The 11,974-nt window shown below is 37.8% G+C and carries 13 protein-coding genes; 11 read left to right on the top strand and 2 right to left on the bottom strand.

Translation table 11 applies throughout. From position 1 onward, the window contains the following. From K6G87_RS16200 to K6G87_RS16180, 5 genes are all read left to right on the top strand, one after another. The coding region (locus K6G87_RS16200; RefSeq protein ID WP_296839592.1) for an ABC transporter ATP-binding protein at nt 1–694 on the top strand (694 nt) is incomplete at its 5' end. Nucleotide 695: 1 nt separating this feature from the next. Next, nucleotides 696–1,358, top strand: coding sequence for a response regulator transcription factor (locus tag K6G87_RS16195; RefSeq protein WP_296839589.1), 663 nt, complete (start codon nt 696–698; stop codon nt 1,356–1,358). Nucleotide 1,359: 1 nt separating this feature from the next. Continuing rightward, nucleotides 1,360–2,673, top strand: coding sequence for a HAMP domain-containing sensor histidine kinase (locus K6G87_RS16190; protein ID WP_296839587.1), 1,314 nt, complete (start codon nt 1,360–1,362; stop codon nt 2,671–2,673). A gap of 445 nt (nt 2,674–3,118) precedes the next feature. Next, entirely contained in the window at nt 3,119–3,712 is a 594-nt protein-coding gene (locus K6G87_RS16185) for a hypothetical protein (protein WP_296839585.1), read from the top strand. A 48-nt stretch (nt 3,713–3,760) separates the two neighbouring features. Further along, nucleotides 3,761–3,991: a hypothetical protein gene (locus K6G87_RS16180; protein ID WP_296839582.1), complete on the top strand. Its 231-nt coding sequence runs from the start codon at nt 3,761–3,763 to the stop codon at nt 3,989–3,991. A gap of 120 nt (nt 3,992–4,111) precedes the next feature. On the opposite strand, the gene K6G87_RS16175 is transcribed toward K6G87_RS16180, so the two are convergent. Further along, entirely contained in the window at nt 4,112–4,333 is a 222-nt protein-coding gene (locus tag K6G87_RS16175; RefSeq protein WP_296839578.1) for a hypothetical protein, read from the bottom strand. 295 nt (nt 4,334–4,628) lie between these two features. Here K6G87_RS16175 and K6G87_RS16170 point away from each other — a divergent pair, with 295 nt between their 5' ends. From K6G87_RS16170 to K6G87_RS16160, 3 genes are all read left to right on the top strand, one after another. Next, nucleotides 4,629–4,847: a cation transporter gene (locus K6G87_RS16170; protein WP_296839574.1), complete on the top strand. Its 219-nt coding sequence runs from the start codon at nt 4,629–4,631 to the stop codon at nt 4,845–4,847. Nucleotides 4,848–4,909: 62 nt separating this feature from the next. Then, a complete protein-coding gene (locus K6G87_RS16165; RefSeq protein ID WP_296839571.1) occupies nt 4,910–6,796 on the top strand; it encodes a heavy metal translocating P-type ATPase in 1,887 nt (628 codons plus the stop codon). 47 nt (nt 6,797–6,843) lie between these two features. Further along, a complete protein-coding gene (locus K6G87_RS16160; protein ID WP_296839568.1) occupies nt 6,844–7,161 on the top strand; it encodes an ArsR/SmtB family transcription factor in 318 nt (105 codons plus the stop codon). Here K6G87_RS16160 and K6G87_RS16155 read toward each other — a convergent pair. Next, nucleotides 7,151–7,612, bottom strand: a complete 462-nt coding sequence (locus K6G87_RS16155; protein ID WP_296839565.1) for a divergent PAP2 family protein — start codon at nt 7,610–7,612, stop codon at nt 7,151–7,153. The two genes, K6G87_RS16160 and K6G87_RS16155, sit on opposite strands and share 11 nt — an antisense overlap. A gap of 281 nt (nt 7,613–7,893) precedes the next feature. Between K6G87_RS16155 and nrdG the strand changes: the two genes are divergently transcribed. From nrdG to K6G87_RS16140, 3 genes are all read left to right on the top strand, one after another. Further along, the gene (gene nrdG / locus K6G87_RS16150) at nt 7,894–8,394 is read left to right on the top strand and encodes an anaerobic ribonucleoside-triphosphate reductase activating protein (protein WP_296839562.1); all 501 of its coding nucleotides are present in this window, start codon (nt 7,894–7,896) and stop codon (nt 8,392–8,394) included. 67 nt (nt 8,395–8,461) lie between these two features. Beyond that, nucleotides 8,462–11,098, top strand: a complete 2,637-nt coding sequence (locus K6G87_RS16145; RefSeq protein WP_296839559.1) for a ribonucleoside triphosphate reductase — start codon at nt 8,462–8,464, stop codon at nt 11,096–11,098. A gap of 261 nt (nt 11,099–11,359) precedes the next feature. Next, nucleotides 11,360–11,974, top strand: a 615-nt coding sequence (locus tag K6G87_RS16140) for a TrmH family RNA methyltransferase (protein WP_296839595.1), incomplete at its 3' end; no start/stop codon positions are given.

Raw genomic sequence — 11,974 nt, 5'->3', positions numbered from 1 at the left:
TAATGTATCTTTTTCTATAGATGAAGGTGAGATGGTAGGTATCATGGGGCCTTCCGGTTCGGGTAAGTCAACGCTTCTATATACAGTATCCGGAATGGATAAGATGACAGCTGGCGAAGTGTCTTTTAACAACAAGAAGTTATCTGAACTTAATGAAAATGATATGGCAGATGTACGACTTGATGAGATGGGATTTATCTTCCAACAGATGTATATGATGAAGAATCTGTCTGTATTTGATAACATTATCCTTCCTGCGGTAAAATCAAAGAAGAATTCTGAAAGCAGGAAAGAAACTGAAAAAAGAGGCCGCGCCCTCATGAGAAAGCTTGGAATCGAGGGCATAGCTGATAATGACATCAATGAGGTTTCAGGTGGACAGCTGCAAAGGGCCTGCATCTGCAGAAGTATGATCAATAAGCCAAAGGTGATCTTTGCAGATGAGCCGACAGGAGCGCTTAACCGCACATCATCAGATGAAGTTATGACAGAGCTTGTAAAGCTCAATAACGAAGGAACTACAATAATGATGGTTACTCACGATGTTAAGGTGGCAGCTAAGTGTAGCAGAGTACTTTATATTGTTGATGGCAATATTAAAGGGGAATACAAGCTGGGGGCTTTTGACAGAAATGCAAAGCTTCGCGACCGCGAAATAGAATTAAATAACTGGCTTATGGAAATGGGATGGTAAAATGGTCGATATCCTCATAGTTGAAGACAATAAAGAATTAAGCGGGATGCTGGTAGATTTTCTGCGGGCGGAGGGGTATGTTGTCTCTGCCGCAGAAGATGGCAATAAGGCGCTGGACCTGTACGAAATGTACGGGGCGCGCCTTTTAATACTGGATATAATGCTCCCGGGGCTTGATGGAATGTATATTCTTAATAAAGTCAGAGAGAAGTCCAATACACCTGTAATAATGGTCAGCGCCAAGGTTGCCAAGGGCGATAAGCTTGAAGCAATTATATCCGGCGCTGATGACTATATAGAAAAGCCCTATGATATTGATATACTTATTGCCAAGATCAAGGGCATCTTTAAGAGAAGACTTGCAACAGATACTATTAGTGACGAAGATATTACTCTTGATATAGTTCAGGAGAAGATACTTAAGGACGGCGTAGCTCTAGAAGCTACAGTCAAAGAGTTTGAACTTATGAAGCTCTTTATGGAGAACAAAGGGCATACGCTTCAGAAACAGTATATATTCGATACCATCTGGGGGATGGATAGTGAATCAGATCTTCACACACTTGCAGTTCACATAAACAGACTAAGGGATAAGCTTGAAGAAAATCCAAAGAAACCTAAAAAGATAGTAACAGTCTGGGGAAAGGGTTACAGGTACGAGTGACTTGGCGACAAATATTGGAAGAGAAGAAAAAGATAATATAAAAGCTGCATATTTGAAATTGTGTATTTGGATAATTCTGATCCTTTTTGTTGTTATAGCTATTTCAGAATATTCTATGACGCAGAATTTTGATGATGCTGAGAATATCTATAAAGTTGAGATAAGCCGTGTGGAAAGGCAGCTTCATGAAGGAGAGCTGAATCCGGATCTTTCTGGTTATGAGACAATACTTAGTGTTACAAGTTATGATGAAAAACCTTCAAACACGGATAATACAGGAGCTAATGAAGAAGGAACATCTGATTTCTATAATTCAGAAAATGCCTATGTCATTAGAAATATAGATGGTAATCTTTATCGAATTGAATATGAAGTAGATAAAACAAAGGTACACAGGGACAGCATTCACAGGATGAATGTGATCCTTGTTTTTGTCGTTATAATGATACTCCTTATCATGGCTTATATATACTTTGTGATAATCCGTAATTTCTATAAACTAGCAGATTATCCCTATCAGCTTGCCAAGGGCAATCTTACAATTCCCTTAAAAGAAAACAGGAATCACTATTTTGGAAAGTTCATATGGGGACTTGATATGCTCCGCGAAAAACTTGAGCTGGAGAAACAAAAGAATCTTGAATTTCAGAAAGAAAAGAACCTGTTTCTTTTGTCTCTATCACATGACACCAAAACACCGCTTTCAGCAATCAAGCTTTATGCTGCTGCCATGAAGAAGAATCTTTATAAGGATGCTGAAAAGCAAAAAGAGATTGCAATCAAGATTGATGAAAAGTCGGATGAAATCGAGGGTTATATCTCAAAGATCATCTCATCATCAGGTGATGACTTCATGAATTTTGAAGTTAATAACAGTGAGTTTTATCTGTCTAATGTGATCAAAGATATTGAAAATTATTATAGAGATAAGTTTGAAGAAGTAGGAACAAGTTTTGTAATAGGTGACTATTGTGATATTCTAGTATACGGCGACCAGGGACGATTCGTCGAAGTTATGCAAAATCTTATGGAGAATGCCATTAAGTACGGGGACGGCGTTGAAGTAAGAATTGACTTTGCAGACGAAGACGGAGCAAGACTAATAACAGTATCAAATACAGGATGCGACCTTCCAGAGCAGGAAATGGAGCATATCTTCGATAGTTTCTACAGAGGATCCAATGTTGGGAACCGCCAGGGAAGCGGCCTGGGACTATATATTTGCAAGAAACTCATGAGCAAGATGAAGGGTGATATTTTCGCGGAAATGAATGAGAATGTTATGAAAGTAACACTGGTCTGTACAAAGTGTTAATAGAAATAATAAAAGGAATAATAGTTTTTAGGGGAAAATCAAAAATAATAATGAAGAAAAAGATATCGATTTTAGTATTAGCAATCATAGCGGCTACCGGATGTGCTCATCAAGATAATTATAGAGATGATAATTCTGATGTGGCATATAGTGAAAGTGATTCTGGCTCCGACTATAACATGGAGAAAGATAATAGATTAGAAACAAATTCAAGTAATGATGATTCTAATAGAACTATTATAAATGAGACTACGAAGTATACTTATACTGCTTATGGAGATGAGTACTGTACAGTTTCTCTTCGGGATAAAGTTTTGATCTTCCATCTGATACAATATTTGGTGATTCATTCCATACCTGTTTGTGTTATAGACCGCTTCGAGAAGGTTCATTTGATAGTACGGCTGATGCTTTTTTTGAATATTATGGTCTTCCGGGTGAATTGGTGCTTCAAAATGGTGATGTAAAAGAATATGTAAATAATCCGGACAGGGGAGCAACTATATATTATAACGGTTGGATAGAACAATTGCCGGAAAGCTTTTCTTTAGAAAGTTATACCTTTGATGATCTAAAGCAAAGGCAGGAAAAGTATAATATCAAGTGTGATTATATAGTTTTAAAAAGCAAATTTGAGCAATTTTCTTATAGTTATTTAAATTATCTTCACTATGAAAAATGGGAATATGAAGAGATCGGAGATGTTTTATTAAAAAACAGATCTGTTTATAGAAGAACAGAGAAAGAACAAGGAATAGTAAAGACAAATGAATATACCTTTAATGCTCAAGAAGGTGTACAGATAGAAAAAACAGATAAAGGGTATCGTATCACAGTTGATCCTTGGGCTAAAAATGTAGAATTTCAGCTTATGGTAAAGGCAGGTAATCCCATGCTTGATCATGAGTATAAAAGAGTTTGGGAGGATGGTACTGAGAGAAATTGCTATTGGGACGAATGTGATGAAGGCTTTAGATTAGAAGATAATAAAGGAGCAATTATGAGCTTTTCTAGTACTACAGAATTGATTATAAGATAGAAACGACAGTAATAAAATTCTTAATATGCAGATGTTATATTTCGTTTATTGGAAGAAGTAAAAGAATACGGTTCCGTAAAGGTCTATGCAATATATGAATCTGATACAGAGTATTTAGCGTGTGTATGCGATTTATATAACGAATGGGATCCATTCTTGACTGATTTTTCTTACGTTGCGATTGATAAAAATGATATTTCAAAACGACGAAAAGGCGATTTCGATGAAGAAATTTGGGAATCAAATAACAAGCCCAAAATAATTTATAAGGAGGCTTAGCGGTAATCCGCTAGGCTCCTTTTTATTGAACGTTTTTTCTCATTAGTGAGAAGTTTAGTAATAGTATTGTTTTTAAAGGACATAAAAAAATGGATCCGAAGATCCATCTGGAAGTATTATTTAGGCCATTCTTGCGAAGGCTGCAGTACATTTGTTGAAGATGTCATCAGCAAGTTCGTCAAGATTCTCATCTTCTTCTTTTACCATGTTGACGGATACTGTAGTTGTCTGAGTTGTTGCAGTCTGCATACTAAGAAGTCCGTTGATCACATCAACTGCCTTAGTGTAGTTGTCATCTGATAACATTTTGAGTTTTTGTAAAGTAGTTTCAAGTGCCTGCATTGCTTAAAAAATCCTTTCGTATATCATCCTTAGTAGAAATTCAACTTTTATATCATAGACCTTAGAAATGCGCATTTCAAGCTAAAACTTTTATTCGAGCAGGCGTTGACGGCATTTGGAATATGGAGCTTTTGAGACCTTTTTTATAGCATTTTGGCTTTGGGTCAATTAAGAGATTTTTCGAAAAAAGAGTTGCAAATCGGATGAAAAAGTGATACATTAAATACAACATATGAACAAATGCTCATATGTTTTAAAAACACAAGAAAGCCTTTTGGGCAGAAAGAGGAATGATATGAAGAAAACTTATGTTATCGATGTTGATTGCGCTAACTGTGCAGCTAAGATGGAAGATGCAGCTAAGAAGACAGAGGGTGTTAAGGATGCAGTTGTAAACTTCATGGCTCTTAAGATGAAGGTAGAGTTTGAAGAGGGAGCTGATCCTAATGAAGTAATGCCCAATGTACTTAAGAATTGTAAGAAGGTTGAATCAGACTGCGATATCACATTCTGATAGATGACATGAAAGATATAAAGACATAAAGACATATATGTTTATAGCAAGAAGGAAATATTATGAACAAGAAACAGAAAAAGACACTTATAAGGATAATAATAGCTGCAGTACTTATGATCCTTGGAATATTCATTCCGCTTAAGGGCATAGCACTGTTTATATATTATCTTATCCCTTATTTTGTCATAGGATATGATGTCCTTATAAAAGCGGGAAAGGGTGTTATCAATCGTCAGCCTTTTGATGAATGCTTCCTTATGGCAGTAGCAACAATTGGTGCTATTGTGGTAGCTATTTTAGGAAAGGGCGAATATACTGAAGCAATTGCTGTTATGCTCTTTTACCAGATAGGAGAGTGGTTCCAGAGTGTTGCTGTAGGAAAGTCAAGACGTAATATTTCAGATCTTATGGATATAAGGCCTGACTATGCCAATATAGAAAATGAAGATGGAAGTATTGAAAAGGTAGACCCTGACGATGTTAAAGTTGGAACAATAATTGTAGTAGAGCCTGGCGAGAAGATCCCGATTGATGGAATTATAGAATCCGGAAGATCGACTCTTAATACAAGTGCTCTTACGGGCGAAAGTATACCAAGAGATGTAGAAGAGTCAGATGAAGTTTTAAGTGGCTGCATCAATATGTCAGGTCAGCTTAAGATAAGAACCACTAAGGAATTTGACGAGTCTACAGCTTCTAAGATCCTTGATCTTGTAGAGAATGCAAGTTCCAGAAAGTCAAGATCAGAGAAGTTTATAACCAAGTTTGCAAGAGTCTATACTCCGCTTGTTGTATACAGCGCGCTGATACTTGCCTTTATTCCTCCTCTTGTAAGACTTATTTTTATGGGACTTGATCCTATGTGGCCTGAATGGATATACAGAGCGCTTATATTCCTTGTTATAAGCTGTCCTTGCGCTCTTGTTGTTAGTATACCTCTTAGCTTTTTTGCAGGACTTGGCGGCTCCAGCAGAGAAGGTATACTTATTAAAGGCTCCAATTATATGGAGATGTTGTCTCAGGTCAAAACTGTCGTATTCGATAAGACAGGAACACTTACCAAAGGCGTATTTGAAGTAAATGGAATCCATCATTCTGCAATGCAGGATAAGGAACTGTTATATTATGCAGCTCATGTTGAAAGCTCTTCATCTCATCCTATAAGTAAGAGTCTTCAGAAGGCTTATGGAGATACAGTAGACAGAAAGCTTGTAACTGATATCAAAGAGATAAGCGGTAAAGGTGTTACCGGAATTGTAGATGGCAAAAGAGTTGCAGCAGGTAATGAAAAGCTTATGAAAGAGCTTGGAATAGACTTTATTCCATGTCATCATACAGGTACTATTGTTCATGTGGCAATAGATAATAAATATGCCGGTCACATTTTGATCTCAGATGTAGTAAAAGCTGAATCAGACGATGCAGTCAAAAAACTTAAGTCATGTGGCATCAAAAAGACTATAATGTTAAGTGGTGATGCAAGGGCTGTTGCTAATGAAGTTGCGAAAAGCCTTAGCCTTGATGAAGTACGAAGCGAACTTCTACCAGGGGATAAGGTACTTGAGATTGAACGCATCATTAATGAAAATGGTAAAGAGGGAAAAGTTGCTTTCGTTGGAGACGGAATCAATGATGCCCCTGTACTTTCAAGAGCAGATATAGGTATCGCCATGGGAGCTCTTGGATCAGATGCAGCTATAGAAGCAGCAGATGTTGTACTTATGAACGATGATCCAAGGCTTATATCAAAAGCAATAAAAATATCGCGTAAGTGTATGCGTATTGTTTATGAAAATATTGCATTTGCAATAGGCGTTAAGTTTATCTGTCTGATACTTGGAGCAGTTGGACTTGCAAATATGTGGCTTGCAGTATTTGCAGACGTAGGTGTTCTTATAATAGCTGTTATAAATGCAATAAGAGCCCTTTTTGTCAAAAAACTTTAAAGAAATTAAAAGCAGCAATTTACAAGAAATAGAAATGGAGCAGTAATATGGCAGAACATTTTAAAATACCAAAGAGCATAAATGCAGATGATGAAAAGCTTATAGATCTTGCGGATCTTTTTAAAGCCTATGGAGATGTAACAAGACTTCGTATTATGTTCAGGCTCTCAGAAGGTGAATGCTATGTAACAGACCTTGCTGAAGATCTTGGTATGACGCAGTCTGCCATATCTCACCAGCTCAAAATGTTAAGGCAGGCTAAGCTTGTTGGAGCAAGACGTGAAGGAAGAAATATAATCTACAGCCTTGCTGATGAACATGTAAGTACCATCATCTCACAGGGCTGGGATCATATTAATGAATGATAAGGCATACTACTAAAGCACATATAGTGCCTGTTATAACGCCGGCGACTATCTCCGGAAAGGTATGTCCCATCTTTTCATCAAGAATTTTTTCGTAAAGAGGTTCTTTATTTTCAGCAAGATCTCGTTCTCTGAGTTTGTTGAGAATATAGGCCTCTTTTCCTGTTGTAAGTCTAACGCCCATTGCATCATACATAACGACCATTGCAAAAAAGAATGCTATCACAAATTCAAAAGATGATACGCCGTATACTATAGCGCTTGATACGAAAAGCCCTGTTACCATAGAAGAATGGGTGCTTGGCATTCCGCCTCCGCCTACAAGACGCTTAACGCTAAAGCCGTCTTTAACAGAGTCTATTATGACTTTTACAACCTGAGCTATGAACCAGCCCAAGGCGGCAGATACAAATACTTTATTGTTTAAAAGGTCTGTTAGAAATGAAATCATGATACCTCTCCTATAATACTTATTGTATATAAAATTACTTTACTACTTAGATATGATAACACATTAAAAATCAAGAGCAAAAAACGTTTTTACGTATATTTGTGAAAAGTGTTTAAAAGAATCGTATCAGTATACATAAAAAAATTAATTTTGCGCGACAAAGTAGCTTAAAATCTGGAAAACTACATTTTGTAGAAAAATAAGTGGTGCAAATACAAGATATAGTGGTATAATTTTTCTTGAGGGATAAATCTGTTTTTTTCACTAAATACCAAAAATATATGAGACTAGCTGGAACGATTAAACATTCAATGGTTAATGGACCTGGTATACGGTTTGTGGTTTTCTTTCAGGGGTGCACTCATCACTGCCCTTATTGTCAGAATATGGACACCTGGGATCCTTGCGGGGGAGAAGCTGTAGAACCAGAGTCGCTTACCATGATGATCAAAAATACAAAGCTTCTTGATGGAGTTACGCTATCGGGCGGAGATCCATTTATGCAGCCATATGATGCGGCATTTATAGCTAAGGAATGTCATAACATGGGACTTTCCGTATGGTGCTATACAGGCTATACATATGAGCAGATCATAGATGGAATGGCACCAGAAGGAGCTATAGAACTTTTAAAACAGACAGATGTTCTTGTAGATGGGAGGTTTGAGATAGACCTTAAATCCGAAGATTGTCTGTACAGGGGTAGTACTAACCAAAGGCTTATAGATGTAAAAGAAACGATGGCAAATGGACACGTATGTGATTGGAAGCTAACGGACTGACAGAGAGATCATGTTGTATGAAGATTTTTTCTGACTTTCCGGTCGTAATAGTATAAGGGGGTTTACAATGATTAACACTATCGTAAAGCGTGACGGTACACAGGTTAGATTTGATGAAGGTAAGATCACGGCAGCTATGCAGAAGGCTCTTGAATCTGTTAAGGCACAGTATTCTGACAAGGATCTAAAGACACTTACAGGGGCAGCAGTGGTGGATCTGTATGTTAACTGTGCAGACAAGGATCTTCGCGTTACTGTTGAGCAGGCTCAGGATGCAGCAGAAGCAGCTCTTATGAAGGGCGGATATTATACTGCAGCAAGATCTTTTATCCTGTACAGACAGACTCACAAGGTTATAAGAGGTATAACCAAAGAGGTCAAGAACTTTGCAGTTGGTATGGTTGATGGATCACTTGGAAGTGCTGATGACGCAAGTGATGATGATCCCTGCCAGGCTATGGACATTATCAAGAATCAGAATGCTTCTACAGCAGGAGGCACAATGGGTGCTGCTATCCTTGCTGAATCAGAAGCTATCACCAAGATGTGGTGGGAGAATATATATGATCCTGAAATAAGAGCACTCTGTCAGGTAGATGGCGGTAATGGTGAAATATATATTCATGATATGGGTATGGCAGCAGGATACTGCGCAGGATGGTCTCTTAAGGATCTTCTTAAGAGCGGCCTTGGCGGTGTTCCCAACAAGATTGCATCAAGCCCTGCATCACACTTATCTACTGCAGTTATGCAGCTTGTTAATTTCCTTGGTATCATGCAGAACGAATGGGCAGGTGCTCAGGCAGTATCATCTTTTGATACATATCTTGCACCTTTTGTTAAGGCTGACAATCTTACTTATCAGGAAGTTAAGCAGTGCATGCAGTCATTTGTATTTGGTGCTAACGTATCCAGCAGATGGGGAAGCCAGTGTCCATTTTCTAATATAACTCTGGACTGGACTGTTCCTGAGGATATGGCTCCTCAAAAGGCTATAGTTGGTGGCAAGGAGCAGGACTTCACATATGGTGATTGTAAGCGCGAAATGGATATGATCAACAAGGCTTTCCTTGAAGTCATGATAGCCGGTGATGCTAATGGAAGAGGCTTCCAGTATCCTATCCCTACTTATTCGATCACTAAGGATTTCGACTGGTCAGATACAGAGAACAACAGACTTTTGTTCGAGATGGCTGCCAAGTATGGCACACCTTATTTTTCCAATTATATTAATTCAGATATGAAGCCATCTGATGTAAGATCTATGTGCTGCAGACTCCGCCTTGATCTTAGAGAACTCAGAAAACAAAATGGTGGTAACTTTGGTGCCGGTGAAAACACAGGTTCTATTGGTGTTGTAACAATAAATCTTCCACACATTGCATATATTTCTGCAAGCGAGGAGGATTTCTACAAGGAACTTGAGTATGCAATGAATATTGCTGCAAGATCACTTGATATCAAGAGAAGAGTTGTAACCCAGTATCTTAATAAGGGAGCATATCCTTATACAAAGGTATATCTTAAGGCAGGATTCAAGAATCACTTCTCAACAATAGGTCTTGTAGGAATGAATGAGACATGTCTTAATGCAAGATGGATTGGCGAGGATCTTACATCTGAGAAGTCTCTTAAATGGGCAGGAGAAGTTCTTGATTTTATGAGAAATAAGCTTTCTGATTATCAGGAACAGTACGGATGCCTCTTCAATCTTGAGGCTACACCTGCTGAGTCAACCTGCTATACACTGGCTCGTATGGATAGAAGAAATTATCCTGATATAATTACAGCCGGAAGAAGCGGCGAAACACCGTATTATACCAATTCTTCACATCTGCCGGTTGGATCAGTTGATGATATCTTTGATGCACTTGATAAAGAAGATGACCTTCAGTGCAAGTATACAAGCGGAACTGTATTCCATGCATTCCTTGGAGAAAGACTTCCTGATTGGACACAGGCAGCAAAATCTGTCAGGACAATTGCTGAAAATTACAGGCTTCCTTACTTTACTCTGTCTCCTACATATTCAATCTGCGAAGATCATGGATATATTAATGGCGAAACAAGTATATGTCCTGTATGTGGTGGCAAAGCTGAGACATATTCAAGGATCACAGGCTATTATCGTCCTGTAAGCAACTGGAATGCTGGTAAAGCTCAGGAATTTGAAGACAGAAGAACCTATAACATGACACGAATCGTAAGTAAGAGTGCTTCCGAGATAATAAACCTTGTTGATAAGAACAAGGAAGAGACTATGAATGCTATCGAGAAGGAATTTGAGCAGGCTAAAGTTGCCAGAGAAAATTATGCTTCTGCATTTGAAAATGTATCATTTTCAAATACGACACCTGATAGCAATATGAAATCTGAGACAGTTTTGGAGATCATAGATGAAAACAATGATGAACCGGGAATGAATGTATCAGATGATCAGATCACACTTCTTACTACAAGTGACTGTCCAAGATGTCGTATGGCCAAAGAGGCTCTGGACAAAAAGAATGTATCATACCAGGTTATAAGCGCCATGGATCAGGAAGGACATGACCTTGCAGTCAAATATGGTATTATGACAGCGCCTGCAATGTTTATTGATTGTGAGAATTCCGAAAGGATCATTACTGATTTTAATGAGATCATGAAGTTCATTAAAATGATAGATAGCACAAGCAGAAGTGAAGTTGTAGGGGCAAGGTAAATAATCTCATTCATGTGGTGGCAAAAGGAACTTTTGATACCTTCGTCATAATATGAAAAAGCTTTATTGTATTACATATATGCGCATAAAAATTATAGCAATATAAATATACAGGACTGGTGACAAAGTGCATCAGTCCTGTATAATTGTAGGGAAATATAAAGTATTCTGCTGGATATTTAAAATATTTACAAATAAGTAAGAGGAAAAGCCCATGGTTTTAACCGCGGGAGCATGTCAAAGAGGTGTGTTTTGTTAATAGTGCATATCGATGATTTAGATGATAAGCGTTTATCAGTATATAAGGATCTAAATGAATCACAGCTTCGCCACTACTATGAACCGGATGGCGGAGTTTTTATTGCAGAGAGCCTTAAGGTTATAGAAAGAGCTTTTAATTTTGGGTGCAGACCAATATCTGTTCTTGTGGAAAAAGAAAAGCTTGATAATAAAGAATATAAAAGAGTTATTGAAAATCTATCAGGCGCTTATTCTTATGAAGTTGCAAAAGAGAATTCTGAAGATGATCATAAGAATATAGATAATGATAAATATGATAAATGTTCAGAAGTTCCGGTATATGTAGCAGAGCATGACAGGCTTTCCGGGATCACGGGCTATAATCTTACAGGCGGGATCTTATCTGTCATGAGAAGACCGGATCTAAAAAAAGATATCGATATAATCGAAGGCTGCAGGAGAATAGCGATTCTTGATACAGTATTAAATCCTACGAATATAGGTGCCATATTCAGAAGCGCTGCGGCTTTTAATGTAGAAGCAATTCTTCTTACAAAAGGGTGTTGTGATCCGCTTTCAAGAAGGGCGATAAGAGTCAGTATGGGTAACGTATTTCAAATACCCTGGACTTATCTG

The organism is Butyrivibrio sp. (assembly GCF_024699075.1).
Note: the sequence above shows the minus strand (reverse complement) of the source record. Positions and strands in the feature narration are given on the sequence as shown.

Coding starts and splice junctions, on each gene's coding strand:
- K6G87_RS16195 (WP_296839589.1), top strand. CDS start 696: ATGGTCGATATCCTCATAGTTGAAGACAATAAAGAATTAAGCGGGATG.
- K6G87_RS16175 (WP_296839578.1), bottom strand. CDS start 4,333: ATGCAGGCACTTGAAACTACTTTACAAAAACTCAAAATGTTATCAGAT.
- K6G87_RS16170 (WP_296839574.1), top strand. CDS start 4,629: ATGAAGAAAACTTATGTTATCGATGTTGATTGCGCTAACTGTGCAGCT.
- K6G87_RS16165 (WP_296839571.1), top strand. CDS start 4,910: ATGAACAAGAAACAGAAAAAGACACTTATAAGGATAATAATAGCTGCA.
- K6G87_RS16160 (WP_296839568.1), top strand. CDS start 6,844: ATGGCAGAACATTTTAAAATACCAAAGAGCATAAATGCAGATGATGAA.
- K6G87_RS16155 (WP_296839565.1), bottom strand. CDS start 7,612: ATGATTTCATTTCTAACAGACCTTTTAAACAATAAAGTATTTGTATCT.
- nrdG (WP_296839562.1), top strand. CDS start 7,894: ATGAGACTAGCTGGAACGATTAAACATTCAATGGTTAATGGACCTGGT.
- K6G87_RS16145 (WP_296839559.1), top strand. CDS start 8,462: ATGATTAACACTATCGTAAAGCGTGACGGTACACAGGTTAGATTTGAT.